This is a genomic window from Kitasatospora sp. NBC_00315 (genome assembly GCF_041435095.1).
GTDB lineage: Bacteria > Actinomycetota > Actinomycetes > Streptomycetales > Streptomycetaceae > Kitasatospora.
This window is the reverse complement of sequence record NZ_CP108025.1, coordinates 223,150-245,493: the sequence shown is the minus strand read 5'-3', so window position 1 is coordinate 245,493 and position 22,344 is coordinate 223,150. Positions and strand designations below refer to the sequence as shown.

Genomic DNA, 22,344 nt, shown 5'->3' with positions numbered 1-22,344 from the left:
GGTCAGCCCTTCGTGAGGTCGCGCCGCGAGACGCGGAAGACGACCAGGGTCACCAGCAGGCACAGCACGGTCAGCAGCAGGGCGATCGCGCTGCCGTAGCCGTACTCGCTGTAGGTGAAGGACGTCTGGAACATGTACAGGGTCAGCGGTGTGGTGGAATTGCCGGGACCGCCGTTGGTGAGGGCCACGACGGAGTCGAAGACCTTCAGGGTGCCGTTGATGCTGAAGATCACGGAGGACATGAGGACCGGGAAGGACAGCGGCAGGATGATGTGCCGGATCAGGCGCGGCCCGGAGGCGCCGTCGAGACGGGCCGATTCGAGGACCTCCTCCGGGATGTCCAGCAGGCCGGCGAAGAGCAGGACGGCGTAGAAGCCCATCGAGCGCCAGATGTCCATGATGACGAGGACCCAGAACGCGCTGCCGGAGCTGCCGAACCAGTCGATCGAACCGATGCCGACCATGTTCAGCAGCGAGTTGACGGGGCCGGTCTGCGGGGCGACCTGGAAGAACTTCTGGAACAGCAGGCCGACGGCCACGGTCGGTAGCACCACGGGGAAGAAGACCAGGGTGCGGATGAACGCCGAGGCCCGCTTCAGGTAGAAGGTGTACAGCAGGGCGAGACCGTAACCGGCCAGGACCTGGCCGATGGTGACGACGACCGCGTACTTGACGGTGAACCACAGGGACGACTGGACGGCCGAGTCCGAGAACAGGTGCCGGAAGTTCTCCAGCCCGCTCCAGGTGAAGCCGTCGATGGCGTTGCCCGTGGTGAACGCGTAGCCCAGTGACCACACCATCGGGACGATCATGATGAGGGAGTACACGAGCAGGGCTGGACCCACCAGAATCATGATGGCCCTGCGGTCACCGAGTACGCGGTGCATGGTCGTGTCCTTCGTTGTGTGTAGGAGATGGAGCGGCCGGACGTCCGGCGGCCCGGGAGCGGCGGCGCAACCCACTGCGGTCCGCTCCCCGGCCGCCGGCGCGGGCTCACTGGCCGGACTGGGCGTCCTGCACCAGCTGCATGAACTTCTCCGGGCTGGTGCTGCCGGTGACCAGGGAGGCCGCGTTGGACTGGCTGACGGTCGTGGCCTTCGTGCTGAACAGCGCCTCGAACCACAGGACGTTCTGCTTGGAGGCGTCGATCGTCTCCCGGACCTGCTTGGTGACGGCGTTCTTGTCGGGAACGGGGGTGTTCACCTTGAACCCGGAGATCGTGCCCTGGTCCTTCAGCGCCGTGCTGCCGTAGTTCTGGGCGATGCACTTCACCCAGTCGCCGGTCTTGGCGTCGAAGGTCTTGGAGTTCAGCGCGATCGGAAGCCCGACGTTCGAGGGGTACTGGTCGATCGAGCCCTTGCCGTCGGCCACCGCGGGGAAGGGCATGAAGCCGATGTTCTCCGCACCCACCGTGTCCTGCTTGGCGTCGGCGATGTTCGACAGCGCCCAGCTGCCCATGTAGAACATGCCGGCCTTGCCGCTGAGGAACTGGTTCATCGCGGTGTCGTAGTCGATCGATCCGACGCCCTGGCCGAAGTAGCCCTTCTTGCCGAGGTCCGCGACCTTGGCGGCGGCGGCCACGTACTCCGGGTCGGTCAGCTTGGCCTTGCCGCTGGCGATGTGATCCATCGCGAACGGGCCGAGGCTGCGGTAGAGGTAGCCGCTGATGAGCCGGGTGAGCGGCCAGCCCTGCTGGCCGGAGGCGGCGAAGGGCTGCACGCCGGCGTCCTGCAGCTTGCCGGCGGTGGTGACCAGCTCGTCCCAGGTCTTGGGGGTCGAGAGACCGTGCTCGGCGAACAGCTTCTTGTTGAAGAAGATGCCCTCGATGTTGTACTCGTACGGCAGGACCGCGACCTTGCCGTCGTACAGCGCCTGGATGGTGGAGACGGCCGCCGGCTGGAGCTGGTCGTACACGCCGAGCTTGGTGAGCTCGTCCTCCAGGTTGGCGACCTTGCCGGACTTGAAGAGCTGGTTGGTCAGGGCGGGGGCGCTGCCGGCGGCGAACTGTACCGGGAGGGCGCCCTGGCCGGCCAGCAGCTGCAGCTTCTGGTCCAGGCCGGTCTGCGGCACGGTATCGACCTTGAGGGGCAGCGCCGTGTTCTGGGTGGTGCAGGCGCCCTGGGAGAGGGTGGTGAGGGTCGTCTTGACGGTGGTGTTCTCCACGACCGAGAGGTAGCTGAAGTCCTTGGGCGCGGCGGAGGCGCCCGAGCCGGTGCTGCCGCAGGCGGAGGCGAGGAGGACCACGGCGGCGGCGCTGGCGGTGAGGCCGACGAGGCGCGCTCTACCGGGGCGGGTGGAGGAGATGGTCACGGCTGTGCTCCCTGGCGTCATTGAGGAGGAGGCATCGCGGCGAGAACGGCGGGACGCGCTCAGATGGGGTCCCGGCTGTGTAGAACGTTCTCCGCTGGAGTGCCACCACAGTGCCTGCATGCGGCTTTCGCGTCAAGACACGAGGATGTAACGTCGCGGTCATCTCTTCCAAAGGGAGCTCCTGGCCTGGAAGAATCGTGTAGAACGTTATTCATCCAATGAGACTGGAGGGCGCCCCGCATGGAGCCGGCAAGCCGCTCGAAGCGCGTGACCATCACGGACGTGGCCCAGCACGCCGGCGTGTCCACGGCAGCTGTGTCCAAGGTCCTGCGCAACGCCTACGGGGTGAGTGCCGCCATGCAGGAGCGGGTCCGCGCCGCGATGGCCGAGCTGGACTACCGTCCGCATGCGGCGGCGCGTGGGATGCGCGGTCGGACCTACACGATAGGCGTCCTGCTGGACAACATGCGCAACACCTTCTTCGCCGACATCATCGACGGCATCCAGGAACAGCTCCGCGACGGCGACTACACCGTCATGATCGGAGCCGCGGGCTTCGGTGCCGAGGGCCAGGGCCGCACCGTGCGGGCGATGGTGGACCGCCAGATGGACGGGCTGATCCTGATCGCTCCCGGGACGCCGCGCACCGAGGTCCTGGCCACCGCCGAGACGACGCCGACCGTGATCATCGGCCACCATGACGCCTCCGCCGTCCACGACTCCGTGGTGGACGCCGACGAGCTGGGGGCCGGCCTGGTGGTGGACCACCTCGTGTCGCTCGGGCACAGCAGGATCGCCCTGCTCGCGGCCCCCGGCACCAGGGCGAGCCGGTGGAAGCGCACCCCGGAGATCGTCCTGACCGGCGGCTACCGGGAGGCTATGGAGCGGCATGGACTGGCGGACCGCGCCCAGGTGATCCCCACGGACTACTCCGACGAGGGCGGCTACCGCGCCGGCCTCCAGCTGCTGGGCGGTCCCAACCCTCCGACGGCCGTCATGGCCGGCGCCGACGTGGCCGCGCTCGGTGTCTACCGGGCGGTCCACGAGCTGGGACTGGACATCCCCGGGGACGTGTCGCTGGTCGGGTACAACAACACCGCCGTCGCCGCTCTCGCTCCCGTCCAGCTGACCAGCGTCGACCAGGCCGGGCACACCATGGGGTCAACCGCCGCCCGGATGCTCCTGGAACGGGTCGAAGGTCACCGGACCCGGGCCGTGCAGACGTCCATGACTCCCCGCCTCGTCGTCCGCCGTAGTACGGCGGCGCCGAAGGCGGGCTGAGCGGAGCCACCTCGCGCGCCTGCACCTGCCGGGTTGAACGGTTTCAAAGCGTCCGGACGGGCGGACGTCACGCGCCCCGGAGACTGGAGCGCCGGACCACGATCTCGGGCTGGAACAGGATCTGCTGGTGCCGGTGTCCGGACGCGTCCTCACCGGTCTCCTCCAGCAGGAGCTCGGCCGCGGTCCGGCCCATCGCCTCCGCCGGCTGGCGCACCGATGTCAGTGGCACCGCGGCCGCCGAGGCGAACTCGATGTCGTCGTACCCGACGATCGCGAGATCCTCGGGTACCCGCAGGCCGGCGGCGTAGGCCGTCTGCAGGACTCCCAGGGCCAGCAGGTCGTTGGCACAGAACACGGCGGTCGGCCTGGGCGTCAGGCCGAGGAGGCGCGCGCCGGCGTCCCGGCCCGCTTCCACATCGAGTCGGTCGACCCGGACGTCCACCAGGGACTCCCGCCCGTACCCCGCCAGAGCCACCGCTCCCAGGGCTCCTTCGCGCCTGTCGCGCACCTGCTGCAGTGGATGGCCGCCTCCCACATAGGCGATCAGGTGGTGTCCACTCTCCAGCAGGTGCCGGGCGGCCATCGCGCCGCCCGTGATGTCGTCCACCGCCACCGAGCAGGCGTCGGTGCCCGGCAGGACGCGGTCCACGAGGACGAACGGGACGTTGTTGCGGCGCAGCACCGCGGTGGCCGCCGCCGTGGAGTCCGTCGGAGTGAGGAGTACGCCGCGCACCCGCTGTTCGGCGAAGAGCGACAGGTAGTCGGCCTCGTCGGCGGGGTTCTGGGCGCTGTTGCAGACCATCACGCCCAGCCCCGCCGCGCGGGCGGCCTGTTCCGCCCCCCTGGCCACCGAGACGAAGAAGGGGTTGCCCAGGTCGAGGACCAGCAGTCCCATGATCCGGCTGCGGCCGGCTCTGAGCTGGCGGGCGGATTCGCTGCGGACGTAGCCGAGCTGGTCGATGGCGCTCCGGACGCGGCGACGGGTGTCCTCCCCGACCATGTCCGGGCGGTTGATCACGTTCGACACCGTGCCGACGGACACCCCGGCCAGTCGCGCCACGTCCTTGATGCCAGCCGTACCAGCCATGTGTTCCCCCGTGCGGGCCGTTGAAAAGTCTCACCGGCCCCTGGGGCGGCGTCGAACTCAAGTTACGCCAGCTCGTTTCCTCACACCAGCACCGCCTTGACGGGGGAGGGGATCCGGCTTACGGTCCTCTTGAAACGATTCAACTGCTTCGAAGAGGTGCCCGTGTCCGAGCCGTCGGCAGTGAAGGATGCGCTGAGGAACCAGCGCATCGAGACCCCCTCATGGGGCTACGGAAACTCGGGAACGCGGTTCAAGGTGTTCGCCCAGCCGGGCGTGCCGCGCGACCCGTACGAGAAGCTCGCGGACGCCGCCCAGGTGCATACCGCCACCGGCGTCGCCCCCAAGGTCTCGCTGCACATCCCCTGGGACCGCGTCGAGGACTACGGCAAGCTCGCCGCCCACGCCGGGAGCCTCGGGCTGGAGCTCGGCGCGATCAACGCCAACGTCTTCCAGGACGACGACTACAAGCTCGGCTCGGTCACCAACCCCGACCCGCGGGTGCGGCGCAAGGCCGTCGACCACCTGCTGGAGTGCGTCGACATCATGGACGCCACCGGCTCGCGCGACCTGAAGCTGTGGTTCTCCGACGGCACCAACTACCCCGGCCAGGACGACATCGCCGCCCGCCAGGACCGCCTGGCCCAGGCGCTCGGCGAGGTGTACGCACGGCTCGGCGACGACCGGCGGATCCTGCTGGAGTACAAGCTCTTCGAGCCCGCCTTCTACACGATGGACGTCCCTGACTGGGGCACCGCCTTCGCCCACTGCCTCCGGCTCGGGCCGAAGGCCCAGGTCGTCGTCGACACCGGGCACCACGCGCCGGGCACCAACATCGAGTTCATCGTCGCGTTCCTGCTCCGCGAGGGGAAGCTCGGCGGCTTCGACTTCAACTCCCGCTTCTACGCCGACGACGACCTCATGGCCGGCGCGGCCGATCCGTTCCAGCTGTTCCGGATCATGCACGAGGTCGTCAGGAACGGCGGCCTGGACGAGCAGGCCGGCGTCGCGTTCATGCTCGACCAGTGCCACAACATCGAGGCGAAGATCCCGGCCGTCATCCGCTCGGTGATGAACGTCCAGGAGGCCACCGCCAAGGCCCTGCTGGTCGACGCGGACGCGCTGGGCGCCGCCCAACGCGGCGGCGACGTGCTGGCGGCGAACGCCGTTCTCATGGACGCCTTCAGTACGGACGTCCGCCCCCTGCTGGCCGAGGTCCGCGAGGAGATGGGCCTGCGTACCGACCCCGTCGCCGCCTACCGGGCCACCGGCTGGGCCGAGAAGACCGCCGCCGAACGCGTCGGCGGCGAACAGGCCGGCTGGGGAGCCTGACCCGCTCCCCAGCCATCGTCCCGCGGGCCGGCCGGACTCCGGCTCACCCCACCGGCCGGCCCGCGCACCCCGCCGGCGCCACCCACGGATCGACCAGGAAGACCTCCCACCATGGCTCTGCACCCCGAAGTCGCCGCCCTGCTGGCGCGCTCCAACCGACTCGGCTCCGACCCGCGCAACACCAACTACGCCGGCGGCAACACCTCCGCCCAGGGCACCGACACCGACCCCGCCACCGGCCGGCCCGTCGAACTGCTCTGGGTGAAGGGCTCGGGCGGCGACCTGGGCACCCTGACCGAGAACGGCCTGGCCGCACTGCGCCTGGACCGGCTGCGCTCCCTCGTCGACGTCTACCCCGGCGTCGAGCGCGAGGACGAGATGGTCGCCGCGTTCGACTACTGCCTGCACGGACGCGGCGGCGCGGCGCCGTCCATCGACACCGCCATGCACGGCCTGGTGGACGCCGCCCACGTCGACCACCTGCACCCGGACTCCGGCATCGCGCTGGCCACCGCCGCCGACGGCGAGAAGCTCACCGCCGAGTGCTTCGGCGACGCCGTGGTGTGGGTGCCCTGGCGCCGCCCCGGCTTCCAGCTCGGGCTGGACATCGCCGCGATCAAGGAGGCCAACCCGCAGGCCGTCGGCTGCGTCCTCGGCGGCCACGGCATCACCGCCTGGGGCGCCACCAGCGAGGAGTGCGAGGCCAACGCGCTGCACATCATCCGCACCGCCGAGGTCTTCCTCGCCGACCGGGGGAAGGCCCAGCCGTTCGGCCCCGCGCTGGACGGCTACGGGCCGCTGCCCGAGGCCGAGCGGCGCGAGCGGGCCGCGGCCCTCGCCCCGGTCGTCCGCGGCCTGGCCTCCACCGACGCCCGCCAGGTCGGCCACTTCACCGACACCGCCCCGGTGCTGGACTTCCTGGCCCACGCCGAGCACCCCCGCCTGGCCGCCCTCGGTACCTCCTGCCCCGACCACTTCCTGCGCACCAAGGTCCGCCCGCTGGTCCTCGACCTGCCCGCCGCCGCGCCTCTGGACGAGGCCGTGGCGCGGCTGAAGGAGCTCCACGCCGAGTACCGGCGTGACTACCAGGCCTACTACGACCGGCACGCCACCGCCGACTCGCCCGCCATCCGTGGCGCCGACCCGGCGATCGTCCTCGTCCCGGGCGTCGGGATGTTCTCCTTCGGCAGGGACAAGCAGACCGCCCGCGTCGCCGGGGAGTTCTACCTCAACGCCATCAACGTCATGCGCGGAGCCGAGGCCGTCTCCTCCTACGCCCCGATCGAGGAGAGCGAGAAGTTCCGCATCGAGTACTGGTCGCTGGAGGAGGCCAAGCTCCGGCGGATGCCCGAGCCCAAGCCGCTCGCGGCCCGCGTCGCCCTGGTCACCGGCGCCGGCTCCGGCATCGGCAAGGCCATCGCCCACCGCCTGGCCGCAGAGGGGGCCTGCGTCGTGGTGGCCGACCTGAACGCCGAGAACGCCGCCGCCGTCGCCCAGGAGCTCGGCGGCCCCGACCGGGCCGTCGCCGTCACCGCGAACGTCACCGACGAGGAGCAGATCGCGGCGGCGTTCAAGGCCGCCGCCCTGGCCTTCGGCGGTGTCGACCTGGTGGTCAACAACGCCGGCATCTCCATCTCCAAGCCCCTGCTGGAGACCACGGCCAAGGACTGGGACCTCCAGCACGACATCATGGCCCGCGGCTCCTTCCTCGTCTCCCGCGAGGCCGCCCGCACCATGATCGAGCAGAACCTGGACGGCGACATCGTCTACATCGCCTCCAAGAACGCCGTCTTCGCCGGCCCCGACAACATCGCCTACTCCGCGACCAAGGCCGACCAGGCCCACCAGGTCCGCCTGCTCGCCGCCGAACTCGGCGAGCACGGCATCCGCGTCAACGGAGTGAACCCCGACGGCGTCGTCCGCGGCTCCGGCATCTTCGCCGCCGGCTGGGGAGCCCAGCGCGCCGCCACCTACGGCATCGAGGAGGACAAGCTCGGCGAGTTCTACGCCCAGCGCACCCTCCTCAAGCGCGAGGTCCTCCCCGAGCACGTCGCGAACGCCGTCTTCGCCCTCACCGGCGGTGACCTCACCCACACCACGGGCCTGCACATCCCCGTGGACGCCGGCGTCGCCGCAGCTTTCCTGCGCTGATCGCTCCCCCCGGAACCGCTCCGGGCCCCCGCCGCGAACGCTCCGTCAGGCGGGATGAGGGTGGCGGCCGGTGCGCACCACCGGCCGTCCAGGGCCGGTCCGACGGATCTCGGCGGATCGACGCGCGAGGTCGGGCGCCCGTCCGGGCGCAAGATCCGCCTGACCGGCCCTGCACCACGGCGTGGCCGCGCCGACGCAGTCGCGGCCACCCCGACCAACCCCTTCGCCCCCCCCGCACCACCGAGGACCACCCTGCCGTGAAACCCACCTCCTCCACCTCGCCCACCGCCTTCGCGGCGGCGGACCTCGGCGCCACCAGCGGAAGGGTCGTCATCGGCCGGGTCGGCCGCGACACCCTCGACCTCACCGAGGTCCACCGCTTCGACAACACCCCGGCCCACCTGCCCGACGGCCTCCACTGGAACGTCCTCGGCCTGTACCAGGGGATTCTCGACGGACTGCGCGAAGCTGCCCGGACGGTGGACATCGCCTCCGTCGGCATCGACAGCTGGGCCGTCGACTACGGTCTGCTCGACGCCGACGGCGCCCTCGTCGCCACGCCCTTCCACTACCGCGACACCCGCACCGGCCCCGCCGTCGCAGAGGTCTGGAACCGTATCCCGGCCAGGGACCTCTATCGCATCACCGGCCTGCAGCACCTTCCCTTCAACACGATCTTCCAGCTCGCGGCCGAGAAGCAGCTCGACCGTGCCCGGAACATCCTGCTCATTCCCGACCTCATCACCCACTGGCTCACCGGAAGCACCGGGACGGAGGCCACCAACGCCTCCACCACCGGCCTCTACGACGCACGCACCGGTACCTGGTCCCAGCCCGTCCTCACGGCCCTCGGCCTCGACGCCGCCCTGCTGCCCCCGCTGCGCAGACCCGGTGACCAGGCCGGCACCCTCCTGCCGCACGTCGTGGCCGCCACCGGCCTGCCCGAGGACACCCCGGTCACCGCGGTCGCCTCCCACGACACCGCGTCCGCGGTGGCCGCCGTCCCCGCCACCACCGCCGCCTTCGCCTACGTCTCGTGCGGCACCTGGTCGCTGGCCGGCCTCGAACTGGAACGCCCCGTCCTCACCGACGCCTCCCGGGCCGCCAACTTCACCAACGAACTCGGCATCGACAACACCACCCGCTACCTGCGCAACATCATGGGCCTGTGGCTGCTCAGCGAGAGCCAGCGCACCTGGCGGGCCCGAGGGCTGCCGCACCGGCTGCCCGCGCTCCTCGACCAGGCCGCCCGGTCCCGCCCCTTCGCCGCCCTGGTCAACCCCGACGCTCCCGAGTTCCTTGCTCCCGGCGACATCCCGGCCCGCATCGCGGAACACTGCGCCCGCACCGGCCAGAACGCACCTGCGGACCAAGGGGCGACCGTGCGCTGCATACTGGAGAGCCTCGCCCTCGCCCACCGGCACACGCTGCGTCAGGCCGCGGCCCTGACCGGACGCGACATCCGCGTCGTCCACCTGGTCGGCGGCGGCAGCCGCAACGAACTGCTCTGCCAGTTCACCGCCGACGCCACCGGTCTGCCCGTGGTCGCCGGCCCCACGGAGGCCACCGCCCTGGGCAACGTCCTCGTCCAGGCCCGCGCCCACGGCCTGGTCGACGACCGCGCCGGCATGCGCCGCCTGATCGCCGGCACCCAGCAGCTTCGCCGTTACACACCCGGTGGCGACACGAGAGCCTGGGACTCCGCCGCCGCGCGAATCGGCCTGTCCTGACCCGAGAGCGAGAACCGATGAACCACCCGCCCCACCGCTCCACCCCCGCGGACGGCCCGATGCGAGTCGCCCTGTTCGTCACCTGTGTCAACGACGCGCTCTACCCCGGCACCGGCCGTGCCGTGGTCACCCTGCTCGACCGGCTCGGCGTGGAGGTCGACTTCCCGGCCGCGCAGACCTGCTGCGGACAGCCGCAGTACAACACCGGCTACCGGCGCGAGACCGAGCCGCTGGTGCTGCGCAGCGCCCGCGCGTTCGAAGGCTACGACTACGTCGTCACGCCCTCGGGTTCGTGCGCGGCGATGGTCCGGGACAACTACCCGCGGATCGGCGCCAAGGCGCTGGCGCAGGGGCGCGGCAGCGAGCTGGCGGACGCCGCCGCCTCGCTCGCCGCCCGGACGTTCGAACTCACCGAGTTCCTGGTGGACGTGCTGGGGGTGACGGACGTGGGGGCGTACTTCCCGCACACGGTCACCTACCACCCGTCCTGTCACGGGCTGCGGATGCTGGGTCTGGGGGAGCGGCCGCGCAGGCTGCTGGAGGCCGTGAAGGGGCTGGAACTGCGGGAGCTGCCGGGAGCCGAGGAGTGCTGCGGCTTCGGTGGCACCTTCGCGGTGAAGAACCCGGACGTCTCGGCGGCGATGGGGGCCGACAAGGTCCGTAACGCACTGTCCACCGGTGCGGGAGTGCTGTGCGGGGCGGACAACTCGTGCCTGCTGCACCTGGACGGCACCCTGCGCCGCCAGGGGGCCGCGATGCGGGCGGTGCACCTGGCCGAGATCCTGGCCTCGACCGAGACGGAGGTCCTCGCATGAGCGGCGCCTACCTGGGCATGCCGGCCTTCCCCGAGGCCGCCAAGACCTCCACGAAGAACGAGCAGCTGCGCGCGAACCTGACCCACGCCACGCACACCATCCGCGACAAACGAGCCGCCGCGGTGGGCGAGCTCGACGACTGGGCCCAGCTGCGACAGGCGGGCAAGGAGATCAAGGACAACACCCTCGCCCGACTGGACCACTATCTGCTGCAGGCGGAAGCGGCCGTGCAGGCGGCCGGCGGCACCGTGCACTGGGCGACGGACGCGGCCGAGGCGAACCGGATCGTCGCCGACCTGGTCCACGCGAAAGGCGAGAGCGAGGTGGTGAAGGTCAAGTCGATGGCGACGCAGGAGATCGGGCTGAACGAGGCGCTGGCCGCCGAGGGCATCACCGCCTACGAGACCGACCTCGCCGAACTGATCGTGCAGCTCGGCGACGACCTCCCCTCGCACATCCTCGTCCCCGCGATCCACAAGAACCGGGGCGAGATCCGGGACATCTTCGCCGAGGCGATGGGCCGCTGGGGGCGCCCGGCCCCCGACGGCCTCACCGACCGCCCCGCCGACCTCGCCGAAGCCGCCCGGCTGCACCTGCGGGAGAAGTTCCTGCGCGCCAAGGTGGCGGTCTCCGGCGCGAACTTCCTCATCGCCGAGACGGGCACCCTGGTCGTCGTCGAGTCGGAGGGCAACGGCCGGATGTGCCTGACCCTGCCCGAGACCCTGATCTCCGTGGTCGGCATCGAGAAGGTCATCCCGACCTGGCGCGACCTGGAGGTCTTCCTCCAGCTGCTGCCCCGCTCCTCCACCGCCGAGCGGATGAACCCCTACACCTCCACCTGGACCGGCACCACCGACCGCGACGGCCCGCAGGAGTTCCACCTGGTCCTGCTCGACAACGGCCGCACCGCGACCTTGGCGGACGAGGTCGGCCGCCAGGCGCTGCGCTGCATCCGCTGCTCCGCCTGCCTGAACGTGTGCCCGGTCTACGAGCGGGCCGGCGGCCACGCCTACGGCTCGCCCTACCCCGGCCCGATCGGCGCGATCCTCACCCCGCAGCTGCGCGGCCTGCAGAGCGAGCTGGAGGCGTCGCTGCCGTACGCGTCCACGCTGTGCGGGGCGTGCTACGAGGTCTGCCCGGTCGCGATCGACATTCCGGAGGTCCTCGTCCACCTGCGCGAACAGGTCGCCGAGCAGGTGGAGGGGCACCGCGTCGAGCGGGCCGCGATGAAGGCCGCGACCTGGCTGCTGGACCACCCCGCCGCGCTCACCGCCGCCGAACGCGCCGCCACCAGGACCCGCGCTCTCCACCCGAAGCGCCTGCCCCTGCCGGGGCCGGCGAAGGCATGGTCCGACACCCGCGACCTGCCCGCTCTGCCCGCCGAACCCTTCCGCGACTGGTGGAAGAAGAACCGCAAGGACGGAAGCCGATGACCACCGCCCGCGACACCGTCCTGGCCCGCATCCGTGCCGCGCTCACCGACATCCCCGGCCACGCCGAGACCGGCACCCCCGCGCGCGGCTACCTGGCGGCGCACGTCCCCGGCGGCCCGGCGGCCCTGCTGGACCTCCTGGCGGAGAACCTCGCCGACTACCGTGCACACGTCCACCGCACCACCGCCGGCGCCCTGCCGGCTATGCTCGCCCGCCTGCTCGCCGACCGCGGCACCCGCGTCCTCGTCACCCCACCCGGCCTTCCGCCCGACTGGCTCGCGCTGGCGACCGTCGAACGGCTGCCCGACGACGGCAGCCTGACCGCGCACACCCTGGAGAGCGTCGACAGCGTGATCACCGGCTGCGCCCTCGCCATCGCCGAGACCGGCACGATCGTGCTCGACACCGGCCCCGGCCAGGGCCGCCGGCTGCTCACCCTCGTCCCGGACCACCACATCTGCGTCGTGCGCGCCGATCAGGTCCTCGCCTCCGTGCCGCAGGCCCTCCCGCTGCTCGACCCGGGCCGCCCGCAGACCTGGATCTCCGGCCCCTCCGCCACCAGTGACATCGAACTCGACCGTGTCGAGGGCGTGCACGGCCCCCGCACCCTGGAGGTCTGCATCCTCGACTGATGCTCTCCCGTCGGCCCCGGCGCAGGAGCACTGCCGTCGTGTGCGCGGAGGTCCACCGCGCGCGAGACCGGGAAGGCGGTCGGGCCCGCGCTGCTGCTGGTCCGTCCACCTCCGAAGGGGTGAGAGGCGTGGGAGTTCTCCTCGGACACGAGGCGCTGCTTCTGCTGGAGGGTGACGTCCTCGGCCCTACCGGAGCGGCCGTGCGGTTGCTCGGCGGATCCACGCGGCTCGTCCGGGCAGCCGGTACGGCGGAACTCCTGGATCCGTGGCCGGCCCCGCCTGCGAAGGGCGGCGGCCGCGAATGGAGGGCCCGTGCCCGGCGGACTTCGGAGGAGATGCGATGCCGCCTGGCCACCCTCGACGGGGCCGAGCCCGCCAGGGCCGTCCTCCACCCGGTGCCCGAGAGGCTGAAAACCTATACACCTGTCTGTTTTCATCGAGTCCTGGCACGTCCCTCCTCCTGCCCGCCTGAGCCGCGCCGCCGTGCGGTGCGCATGGTCGCCGAGGTCCTCGGTGACTGCCCGAACGAATCGGCCGCGCTACGGGCCGTCGCGGAGAAGCCGGGCATCGGCTCCGCCGAGACGATCCATGGCGAGGGCGGGGGCAGGCACAGGCGCGTCTGGCGCGCCGCGTCCTGAACATCGCCGACTCCGCGGTCGGGTGCGGAGGTTGTCGGTCGGCGGGTCCTCTGGCAAGGTCGTGTGGCCTGCCTGGTGGTGAGAGGTCGGGGGTGCGCCGGGGGGAGCGGAACTCGGGGGTCGGGCGATGATGGAGCTGGAACCGGAGGAGGCACTGGCCTTCCTGAGCGAGCAGGCGGTGCCGGGCCGAGCCGGGGCGGGACGCCTGATCCTGGTGAGCGGCGGCGTCGCGAGCGGGAAGACCTGGCTGCTCGACGAGTTCGTCGACCACTGCGTTCGGCAGGGCGTGCGGACGCTGAGCGCGGTAGGCGCGGCCGACGAACAGGGATTCGCCGGGGCCGTGTTGGAGCAGCTGCTGGCCGGCGTGGAGTGCTGCTCGCTCGGTGAGCAGTGCGTGCCAGACAGCGAGGCCGGCGGGGACTCGCCGCGGTCCTGGGCGGCGAAGATCGGGCGACTGGCCCGCGAGGAGCCGCTGGCCCTGGTCGTCGACGACGCGCATCTCGCGGACGCCGCGTCGCTGCTGGTGCTGCGCCGGCTCCAACGCCGGCTGCGGACCGTACGGTTGACGATGGTGCTCGGCGTCCGGGACACCGCGGTCGCCGGCGACCGCGGCCGGCAGTTCACTTGGGGCGCGCACCGTGAGATCCGGCTCGCCCCCTGGTCCGCGGAGCGGATCCGCGAGGTCCTCGGCGACCGGGTGTTCGACGGGACGCCCTTCCTCGCCCGGCAACTCAGCTGCGGCATCCCGATGCTGACCGCGGCGCTCGCCGAGGACTCGACCGCCGACGGCTCGACCGCCTGCGCGGTGGACGGCGGCGGTGCGGAGTACGTCGAGGCGCTCGGGCGCTACCTGGACCGCTGCGATCCGCCGCTGCGCGAGGCCGCCGGACGGCTCGCGGCCTTCGGAGGGCCGTTCCCCGCGCGGGCCGAGCCGGGAGCCGGTGGGACGGTCGGGCTGGTCGGGGCCGTGGCCGCCGAGGCGCTGGACCGGTCCGGACTGCTCGCCGACGGTTGGTTCCGCCACCCAGGGATCGCTGAGGCCGTACTCCGCGGCCTGACACCCGAAGCCCGCGCCGCGGCGCACCTGCGGGCCGCCGAGCTCAAGACGCGGCTGGTCGCCGAGCCGCGCGAGGTGGCCGCCCACCTGCTCGCCGCCGGCTCGCCCGGACCGGGCTGGGCACCGCCGGTGCTGCGCCGGGCGGCCGAGCAGGCGACGGACCAGGCCGGCGGGCAGGCCCACCTCGCGCCCGAGACCGCAGTGCCGGAAGCCGACTTCGCCCGCCAGTGCCTCGAACTCGCCGTCGCCTCGGCCGGCTCGGACGCGGAGCGGCGCGCGATCCTGGCCGACCTGGCCCGCCGCGCCTGGCGCAGCAGCCCGTCGGCCGGCCAGGGTTATCTGGACGCGCTCACGGACCTGCCGTCCGACAGCCCCGAGCAGTCGCCGCAGCAGGCAGCGGTGTTCGCGCGTGCGGCGCTGTGGTGGGGCGACGAGGCCGTCCACCGCGGAAGCCTGCCGTTCGACTGCGGCGCACTGGGCGCGGGGGCGGTGGGCTCCGGCGTGTCCGGCTCGGGTGCGGCCGTTCCCTGGGCCGGCGGGCAGGCCGGTTTGCCGCCGGACTTTCAGGCTGAGGCGCTGTGCCGGTTGGCGCACCGTTGGTGGTTCGGTCCGGTGGACGCCGTGCCGCTGGTGCCGACCGGGGCCGCCGATCCGTGGCTGTCCGCCGCCGAGGACTTGTCGCGGATCTGGTCCGAGCCCGGCGGTGACGCCTCGGTCGCGGCCGCCGAGCGGCTGCTGGACAGCTGTCGGCTGTCCGACGGCACCCTTGAGGCCCTGATGACGGCGGTGCTCGCGCTCGTGCTGGCCGGTCGGGCCGAGGAGGCCGAGGAGTGGTGGCGCACCCTCAAGGCCGAGGCCGACTGCCACGGCGCGGTCGTCTGGCAGGCGGTGCTCACCGGCATGTGGTCCTCGGTCGTGCTGCGCGGCGGTGACGCGACGTACGCGGCCGCCCTCGCCCGGCACGCGCTCAGCCTGCTGCCCGACCGGGACTGGGGTGGGGCGGTCGCCGACCCGCTGGCTACGCTGCTGGCGGCGCGGACGGCGGCGGGGGAGTACGAGCGGGCGGCGGAGGTCGTGGCCCGTGGGATCCCGGACGGTCTCGACCACACCGTCGGCGGCATCCGCTTCCTCCGGGCCCGCGGGCACTACCACCTGGCGACCGGCCGCCCGCTGGCCGCCGTCGGCGACTTCACCCGGATCGGTCGGATCCTCGGCGCCCGCGGCACCGACCTGCCGGGCCTGGCCCCGTGGCGGGCCGATCTGGCGGAGGCGCACCTGGCCCTCGGGGACGCGTGCGCCGCCCGTGACCTGGCCACCGATCAGCTCGCGCGGGCCGTCGACACCGACCGCCACACGCGCGCCCTGGTCCTGCGGGTGCTGGCACTGGCCGGACCGCCGGAGGAACTGCACCGGAGCCTGCGGGAGCCGGTCGAGCTGCTCGCCGCGTGCGGTGACCGGGCCGAGACGCTGCGGACGGTGCGGATGCTGGACCGGATGCCGTGGCAGGACGAGACCGGGCCCGGAAAGCGGAGCGGGGTGTTGACCGCCGTCGCCTCCGTGGACCATGGCCTTCGCGGGCCGCGTGGCCTGGTCGGCCTGGCCGGACGGCGTGATCCGGGCGGCCGCCCGCCGGACTCGGCCGCGCCGTCCGATCCGGTCGATCCGCCCGACCGGCCGGGCCCGCCGGCGGGGGTCCCCGCGGCGCGGCCGGCGATCCACCCGGTCGCCGCCCGGACCACGACGTCCTCCCGGGCCGTGGCCGGAGGACCGGCGTCCACCGCCAGGACCGAGCCGGAGGCCGGCGGGGTGGAAACGATCAGCGAGGGCGAGCGGCGGGTCGCGGCGCTCGCGGTCCAGGGTCTGACGAACCAGGAGATCAGCGGCGTCCTGGCCGTCACGGTGAGCACCGTCGAGCAGCACCTCACCAGGGTCTACCGCAAGCTCGGGATCCGGGGCCGGGCCGATCTCGCCGCCGGGCTCGTGAACTGAACAGCAGGAACCAGCGCGAAACGGCGAGGCCGGACCGCGTCACGCGGCCCGGCCTCGTTCTCTCTCCGTGGTCAGTCCGCGTCGCCGGGCTGGACGCCGTGCAGCTCCAGGGTGCAGCACTTGGCGCCGCCGCCGGCCTTGAGCAGCTCGGTGGTGTCGGCGCCGATCGGCTCGAAGCCGCGCTCACGCAGCTGCGCGGCCAGCCGGGTGGCCGCGGTGGGCAGGATGACGTGCTTGCCGTCGCTGACCGCGTTGAGGGCGAACAGGCATGCCTCGTCCTCGGTCGCGGCGATGGCGTCGGGGTAGCGCTCGGTGAGCAGGTCGAGGCTCTCGGGGGCGAATGCCTGGGGCAGGTACATGACCTCGTGCTCGTCCAGGACGGCGATCGCGGTGTCCAGGTGGTAGAAGCGCGGGTCGACCAGGGTCAGCCCCAGCACCTTCTTGCCGAAGAACTCCTGGACCTCGTCGCGGGCTTCGGCATCGCTGCGGAAGCCGCTGCCGGCCAGGATCACGTCGCCGGTGGTGAGGAAGTCGCCCTCGCCCTCGTTGAGGGCCGATGACTGGCGCACCTCGGTGTAGCCGCGGGAGCGGAACCAGTCCAGGTAGGCGGGGGATTCGCCCTGCCGCTCGGCGTGGCGGAAGCTGGCGACCAGGGCGCGGCCGTCGGCGACGATCGCGCCGTTGGCGGCGAACACCATGTCGGGCAGGCCCGGGAGCGGGTCGATCAGGTCGACGTCGTGCCCGAGGTCGGTGAGCACGCCGTGCAGCCGCTGCCACTGCGACAGGGCGACCTCGGCGGCGGTCGGCAGGCCGGGGTCCATCCACGGGTTGATGGAGTAGCGGACGTCGAAGTGGGTCGGCGCGCACAGCAGGTAATGCCGACGCCGTCCGGTTCGGGAAAGGCCTGACACTCGTGGTGGCCCTTTCTGACGGGAGGGTGAAGAGGGGGCTAGGTGCTCCCGGGCGCCCGGCGCGGGTGCGCGGGAGCCCCCGTGTCGTGGCGGATCAGCGCGTTGCGTGGAGCACTGCGCCGCCGGGCGACGGTATGGAGGTACGACTGATGCCTGGTTCGCGACGGCTGGGTGTGGCACGAACCAGGCATGGGTCGGTGGTGGTGTCAGGCGGGCGGGGAGCCGATCGTCAGACCGCCGCGTCGGCCGTCATGGCGTCGCGCAGGCTCTTGGGCCGCATGTCGCTCCACTCGCGCTCGACGTACTCCAGGCACTCGGCCCGGCCGTCCTCGCCGAACACGACACGCCAGCCGTCGGGGATCTCGGCGAACACAGGCCACAGTGAGTGCTGGTCCTCGCCGTTGACCAGGACGAAGAAGCGGCCGGACTCGTCGTCGAAGGGGTTCACGCTCATAGTGCTCTCCGGATCAGGTCACGAAGGTGCTCGGATAGTGCTCGGATCGTGCGCGCAAAGTGGTGTGCCGTTGCTGCGAGGGTGCTGCAGCGGTGCGATGGCGATGTTGGGGGGTGCTGCAACGGCGGTGTGACGGTACCGGGTCGGTGCCGCCGGTCAGGAGACCAGCCGGATTCGCCGGTCGAGGGCGACCGCGAAGCTCTGCCAGTCGTCGGCGCGCCGCCGCGCCATTTCGGCGACGGCCGGTGCGCAGTGGCTCGGCACTGATTCGACGACGGAGATCCATTCGTTCTCGTCGACGCCCAGCGCCTCCAGCCAGCGCAGCAGCGTACGCCCGGTTTGCGACATCCGCAGCGAGGGGTCGGTGCGCAGCCGGCTCAACTCGACCGCAGGGACCTGCCGGACCGGGGCCGGACGCACCGGGTGCTCGGCGATCCCGGTGCGCTCGCGCTGCTTGGGCGGAACCGGGTTCTCGCCGCGCAGCAGCCGGTTGCGGACGTCCTTGGCGGTGGTCGCCGAGATCTCCGCCAGCCGGGCCACCTCGCGCGTGGTGGCGTTCGGGTTCTGCCGGAACAACTCGCTCGCGCGCAGCCGGCCTTCGCGGGTGTTGAGCGGGTGGCTCTCGTTGTCGCGGCCGACCCGGTTGGCCAGCTGCGGCAGGTTGTCACCCTCCCGGCGGCGGATCGCGCCGACCGTCTTGTCGGAGATCCCGACGAGGGCGGCGATCGCGCGGTCGGACCATTCCGGGTGGTAGTGCATGATGCGCAGTGCCGCGTTCTTGCGGTCGGCCAGCGTCAGCGGCAGGCCGTGCGAGCAGTTGAGCTTCACCGACATGACGAACGCGTCGCGCTCGTCCCCGTCGAAGTACCGCACCGTGATGGCGGTGGCGCCGCGGCGCTGTGCGGCCTGCAGTCGGTGCATTCCGTCGATCACCCGCAGGGTGGTCCGGTGCACCAGGATCGGCGGTAGCTCGGCGTCGGTCTCCGACAGCATCTGTATGTGCTCGTCGACTTCGGTGAGCCGCGGCGAGTTCGCCGGAAGGAGTGCCGCGATCGAGACCATCGCGGTGTCGTCCTCCTGCGGTGCCGGTGCCGGAGCGTCCACGAGTCTTACCGCCTCGTTGGAGCCGATTCTCGGCGATGAACTGGCGTACGTAACTCCCACTTCGCGGTCCCCATTCGAGTGGAGCGGCCTGTCACGGTCCCCGTATGCCGTGCTCTTGGCCGCCGACGAGTTAACAGGGACCGGATGTCGTTCCGCGAGGGGAGACGACCGGGGAAGGACGAGACGAGCGGTAGGTCGTAGACGGCGATACGACTTTGGTCGTATTGCGCCGGTCACCCCGACATGTCATGGCTCCGTCGGATCGACTTCGGATCCGGGTGTCCGCACCTCCGGGCACCAAACTGTGCTCTCGCAGGCATGGCCTGACGGGTCGACAGATCGGTGGGAGCGTGAGGGCCACCGTGCTCGTCCACTCCTCGCCGGGGGGCCGTTCAGTCAAACACGAAAGGCGCCGGCCCTGAATCGCTCCTTGGCCGACGCCCTGTCGACGACCGGTCGGTCGCGGAAGTTCCGCAGGCACCCGGAACGGGTGGTCGGGACCGCACCTGTCCGTCGTTGCTGCTTTCCGGCAGGCCCCTTACCGTGTGGCCGGGCCGTGCCGGAGGGCGGTGCGGTGAGGTCGGCCCCCTTGGCTGCGGTCCGTGGCGTTCCGTCCGCGCGTGTCAGGTGACTCCGGTTGTCCGTCGATGATGAAGACGAGGACTACATGACAAGCGCGCCCGTGGGCAACGTGATAGAGGTGACCGGACTCTGCAAGGCCTTCGGCCCGCAGAAGGTGCTCGACGGCATCGGGTTCGAGGTCCCGGCCGGCACCGTGTTCTCCCTGCTGGGGCCGAACGGCGCCGGCAAGACCACGACCGTTCAGATCCTCACCACCCTGATCCCGGCCGATGCCGGACAGATCCGGATCGCCGGGTTCGACCCGGTCAAGCAGGCGAAGTCGGTTCGCGCCGCGATCGGCGTGACCGGCCAGTTCTCGGCGGTCGACAAGCTGCTCACCGGCCGGGAGAACCTGCAGCTGATGGCGGACCTGGCACACCTGGGCAAGCAGGGGGGCCGGGCCCGGACCTCCGAGCTGCTCGAACGCTTCGACCTGGTCGACGCCGCCGGCAAGCCCGCCGCGACCTACTCCGGCGGCATGAAGCGCCGCCTGGACCTGGCGATGAGCCTGATGGGCCGCCCGGCGGTCATCTTCCTCGACGAGCCCACCACCGGCCTCGACCCGCGCAGCCGGCGCACGATGTGGCAGATCGTCAAGGAACTGGTCGACGAGGGCACCACGATCTTCCTGACCACGCAGATGCTCGACGAGGCCGACCACATCGCCGACAGGATCGCGCTGCTGGACGGCGGCAAGCTGGTCGCCTCCGGCTCCCCGGCGGACCTCAAGAAGCTGGTGCCGGGCGGCTACGTGACGCTGTCCTTCGCCGACCCGCACAGCCTGGACGCCGCCCTGGGGATCCTCGGCGACCTCAAGTGCGACCGCGAGCAGCTGAGCGTGGACGTTCCCAACGACGGCAGCCTGGCGGCCGTCAAGGGTCTGCTGGACCGCTTCGAGGGCACCTCGGTCGAGGTCGACAACCTCGCCATCCACTCCCCGGACCTCGACGACGTCTTCTTCGCCCTCACCGGCCGCAGCGCGGAGCGGTCCGGCGAGCAGACCGATGCGGTGGCCACCGAGAAGGCAGCAGAGTCGGCCGCCGAGAAGGCAGAAGAGTCGGCGGATCCGAAGTCCGACGAGCAGGCCGAGACCGAGAAGGCGACGATCTGATGAGCACCCTCAGCTACGCGGTGTCCGACTCCGCCACGATGGTTCGCCGCGTGCTCACGCACACCCGGCGCAACCCGTCGACGCTGCTGATGGCGGTGACACTGCCGCTCATCCTGCTTTGCCTGATGAACTACGCGTTCGGCGGCTCGCTGGACGTCGGCGGCGGCAAGTACGTCGACTACCTGATCCCCGGCATCATCCTGATGGGCGCCTCGTACTCGACCAGCGCCACCGCGGTGGCGGTGGCCACCGACATGGGCGAGGGCGTGATCGACCGGTTCCGCACCCTGCCGATCAGCCGCGGCTCGGTGCTGACCGGGCACGTGGTGGGCAACATCATCCGCACCGGTGTCGGCGTGCTGGCGGTGGTCGGGGTGGGTATGGCGATGGGCTTCCGGGCCCACGGCAGCGCGGTCCGGTGGCTGGCCGCGGCCGGTGTGGTGGTGCTGACGCTGCTCGCGGTGTCCTGGCTGGCGACCGGGATCGGACTGTCCGCGAACGGCACCTCCTCGGCGGCGAGCAACGCCTCGCTGGTCACCCTGCTGCCGTTCCTGTCCGGGGCGTTCGCCCCGATCGAGACCATGCCGGGCTGGTTGAAGTCGTTCTCCGCGAACGAGCCGATGACGCACATCATCGACTCACTGCGCGCCCTGCTGCTGGACCAGCCGGTGGGCGACCACCTGTGGCTGGCGGTGGTCTGGTGCGGCGGGATCGCGCTGGTGAGCTACGTGTGGGCGAAGAGGACGTTCGGCAAGAAGACCGTCCGGTAGGTCCCGGAGCTTTTCCGGTCCACCGGTGGGCCGCACCGGGGCGGGGACAGCCGGTCCCGGTGCGGCCCTGCGGCCCGCGGCGGCTTCGACGGTGGCCTCAGTGCTGGACGGCCTGTCAGCCGTGGTGTTGCAGCAGACCCAGCGCCGTGCCCCGGTTGACGGCCTCGAGTCGGGAGCGGGCCGCCAGTTTGGCGAAGATGTTGGTCAGGTGCCGTTTCACGGTCGCCTCACTCACGAACAGCTTGGTGGCGATCTGTGAGTTCGTCATGGCCACACTGACCAGCCGTAGGATCTCCAACTCCCGGTCGGTCAGGACCGCTTGGAACATCCCGCTGCCGTAGCCCGGCGGGGTGACCGCGGTCCGCGGCATCCTTAACGCGAACATTCGGCTGTCGCTGGCGACCTGGCGCAGCTCGGAGCACAGCTCCCGGCCGCCGATGTTCTTCGTCAGGTAGGCCGCGGCGCCGGCGTTGGCCAGGCTGAGGATCAGCGCGTTGTCGGCCATTCCCGACAGCACCACGACCCGGGTCTCCGGGGTGTCGCTGAGGATCCGTCGGATCGTGGCCACCGGGCTGATGGACGTGCGGTGCACGTCCATCAGGATGATGTCGGGCCGACAGTGGGCCGCCAGGTCGACCGCTTCGTCGGGTACGCCCTCCGCCACGACCCGGAAATCGTCCTCGGCCGACAGGATGCTCCGTAGGCCGTCCCGGAAAAGTCGGTGGTCGTCGACCAGGGCGACCCGGATGGCTTCGTTCCGGTTGTGTGCTATTTCTTCGCCGTCGAGGTCGCCGGTCATGCGGCGTGCACCGGAATTCTATTACCCCAAAATGCAGGGTCCATGTCCGATGTGGTGCAGGGGAGTGAACAGCTCGGATCGGGGTGATACCTTCGAGCGTCGTTCCGGGGGCGCGGTCCCGG

General features: G+C 71.5%; 17 protein-coding genes. 10 read left to right on the top strand and 7 right to left on the bottom strand.

Annotated elements, in window-relative coordinates; translation table 11 throughout:
* Window positions 1–2: 2 nt before the first annotated feature.
* Both OG823_RS00850 and OG823_RS00845 read right to left on the bottom strand, forming a co-directional pair.
* Window positions 3–887 carry a carbohydrate ABC transporter permease gene (locus tag OG823_RS00850; RefSeq protein WP_371476556.1) on the bottom strand — a complete coding sequence of 295 codons (885 nt, stop codon included), beginning with the start codon at window positions 885–887 and terminating at the stop codon, window positions 3–5.
* Window positions 888–993: 106 nt separating this feature from the next.
* Window positions 994–2,310, bottom strand: coding sequence for an ABC transporter substrate-binding protein (locus OG823_RS00845; RefSeq protein WP_371476554.1), 1,317 nt, complete (start codon window positions 2,308–2,310; stop codon window positions 994–996).
* Between the two features lie 282 nt (window positions 2,311–2,592).
* On the opposite strand from OG823_RS00845, the gene OG823_RS00840 reads away from it, so the two are divergent.
* Complete coding sequence (locus tag OG823_RS00840; protein WP_371476553.1) at window positions 2,593–3,591, top strand: LacI family DNA-binding transcriptional regulator; 999 nt, start codon at window positions 2,593–2,595, stop codon at window positions 3,589–3,591.
* A 67-nt stretch (window positions 3,592–3,658) separates the two neighbouring features.
* On the opposite strand, the gene OG823_RS00835 is transcribed toward OG823_RS00840, so the two are convergent.
* The gene (locus OG823_RS00835; protein ID WP_371476551.1) at window positions 3,659–4,678 is read right to left on the bottom strand and encodes a LacI family DNA-binding transcriptional regulator; all 1,020 of its coding nucleotides are present in this window, start codon (window positions 4,676–4,678) and stop codon (window positions 3,659–3,661) included.
* 162 nt (window positions 4,679–4,840) lie between these two features.
* Here OG823_RS00835 and rhaI point away from each other — a divergent pair, with 162 nt between their 5' ends.
* The 7 genes from rhaI to OG823_RS00800 all read left to right on the top strand — a co-directional run bounded on the left by rhaI (window position 4,841) and on the right by OG823_RS00800 (window position 16,452).
* Window positions 4,841–6,007 carry an L-rhamnose isomerase gene (gene rhaI, locus OG823_RS00830; RefSeq protein WP_371476550.1) on the top strand — a complete coding sequence of 389 codons (1,167 nt, stop codon included), beginning with the start codon at window positions 4,841–4,843 and terminating at the stop codon, window positions 6,005–6,007.
* 111 nt (window positions 6,008–6,118) lie between these two features.
* Window positions 6,119–8,158: a bifunctional aldolase/short-chain dehydrogenase gene (locus tag OG823_RS00825; RefSeq protein ID WP_371476548.1), complete on the top strand. Its 2,040-nt coding sequence runs from the start codon at window positions 6,119–6,121 to the stop codon at window positions 8,156–8,158.
* A 257-nt stretch (window positions 8,159–8,415) separates the two neighbouring features.
* Complete coding sequence (locus tag OG823_RS00820; RefSeq protein ID WP_371476546.1) at window positions 8,416–9,888, top strand: rhamnulokinase family protein; 1,473 nt, start codon at window positions 8,416–8,418, stop codon at window positions 9,886–9,888.
* Window positions 9,889–9,947: 59 nt separating this feature from the next.
* Entirely contained in the window at window positions 9,948–10,703 is a 756-nt protein-coding gene (locus OG823_RS00815; protein ID WP_371484261.1) for a (Fe-S)-binding protein, read from the top strand.
* The gene (locus tag OG823_RS00810; RefSeq protein ID WP_371476544.1) at window positions 10,700–12,136 is read left to right on the top strand and encodes a lactate utilization protein B; all 1,437 of its coding nucleotides are present in this window, start codon (window positions 10,700–10,702) and stop codon (window positions 12,134–12,136) included. Before OG823_RS00815 ends, OG823_RS00810 begins: the two co-directional genes overlap by 4 nt.
* Entirely contained in the window at window positions 12,133–12,768 is a 636-nt protein-coding gene (locus OG823_RS00805; protein ID WP_371476543.1) for a lactate utilization protein C, read from the top strand. The genes OG823_RS00810 and OG823_RS00805 overlap by 4 nt, the downstream gene beginning before the upstream one ends.
* A 765-nt stretch (window positions 12,769–13,533) precedes the next feature.
* Window positions 13,534–16,452 (top strand): LuxR C-terminal-related transcriptional regulator, encoded by a 2,919-nt coding sequence (locus OG823_RS00800; RefSeq protein ID WP_371476542.1) that lies wholly within the window; start codon window positions 13,534–13,536, stop codon window positions 16,450–16,452.
* A 71-nt stretch (window positions 16,453–16,523) separates the two neighbouring features.
* Here the strand turns inward: OG823_RS00800 and ddaH are convergent, their stop codons facing one another.
* From ddaH to OG823_RS00785, 3 genes are all read right to left on the bottom strand, one after another.
* Complete coding sequence (gene ddaH, locus OG823_RS00795; protein ID WP_371476541.1) at window positions 16,524–17,363, bottom strand: dimethylargininase; 840 nt, start codon at window positions 17,361–17,363, stop codon at window positions 16,524–16,526.
* Window positions 17,364–17,592: 229 nt separating this feature from the next.
* Complete coding sequence (locus OG823_RS00790) at window positions 17,593–17,817, bottom strand: MbtH family protein (protein WP_371476539.1); 225 nt, start codon at window positions 17,815–17,817, stop codon at window positions 17,593–17,595.
* A gap of 156 nt (window positions 17,818–17,973) precedes the next feature.
* A complete protein-coding gene (locus OG823_RS00785; RefSeq protein ID WP_371476538.1) occupies window positions 17,974–18,921 on the bottom strand; it encodes a ParB N-terminal domain-containing protein in 948 nt (315 codons plus the stop codon).
* Window positions 18,922–19,588: 667 nt separating this feature from the next.
* On the opposite strand from OG823_RS00785, the gene OG823_RS00780 reads away from it, so the two are divergent.
* Together OG823_RS00780 and OG823_RS00775 are read left to right on the top strand one after the other, a co-directional pair.
* Entirely contained in the window at window positions 19,589–20,653 is a 1,065-nt protein-coding gene (locus OG823_RS00780; protein WP_371476536.1) for an ATP-binding cassette domain-containing protein, read from the top strand.
* The gene (locus OG823_RS00775) at window positions 20,653–21,423 is read left to right on the top strand and encodes an ABC transporter permease (RefSeq protein WP_371476534.1); all 771 of its coding nucleotides are present in this window, start codon (window positions 20,653–20,655) and stop codon (window positions 21,421–21,423) included. The genes OG823_RS00780 and OG823_RS00775 overlap by 1 nt, the downstream gene beginning before the upstream one ends.
* Window positions 21,424–21,538: 115 nt before the next feature.
* Here OG823_RS00775 and OG823_RS00770 read toward each other — a convergent pair whose 3' ends face one another.
* Entirely contained in the window at window positions 21,539–22,222 is a 684-nt protein-coding gene (locus tag OG823_RS00770) for a LuxR C-terminal-related transcriptional regulator (RefSeq protein ID WP_371476533.1), read from the bottom strand.
* Between the last annotated feature and the right edge of the window lie 122 nt (window positions 22,223–22,344).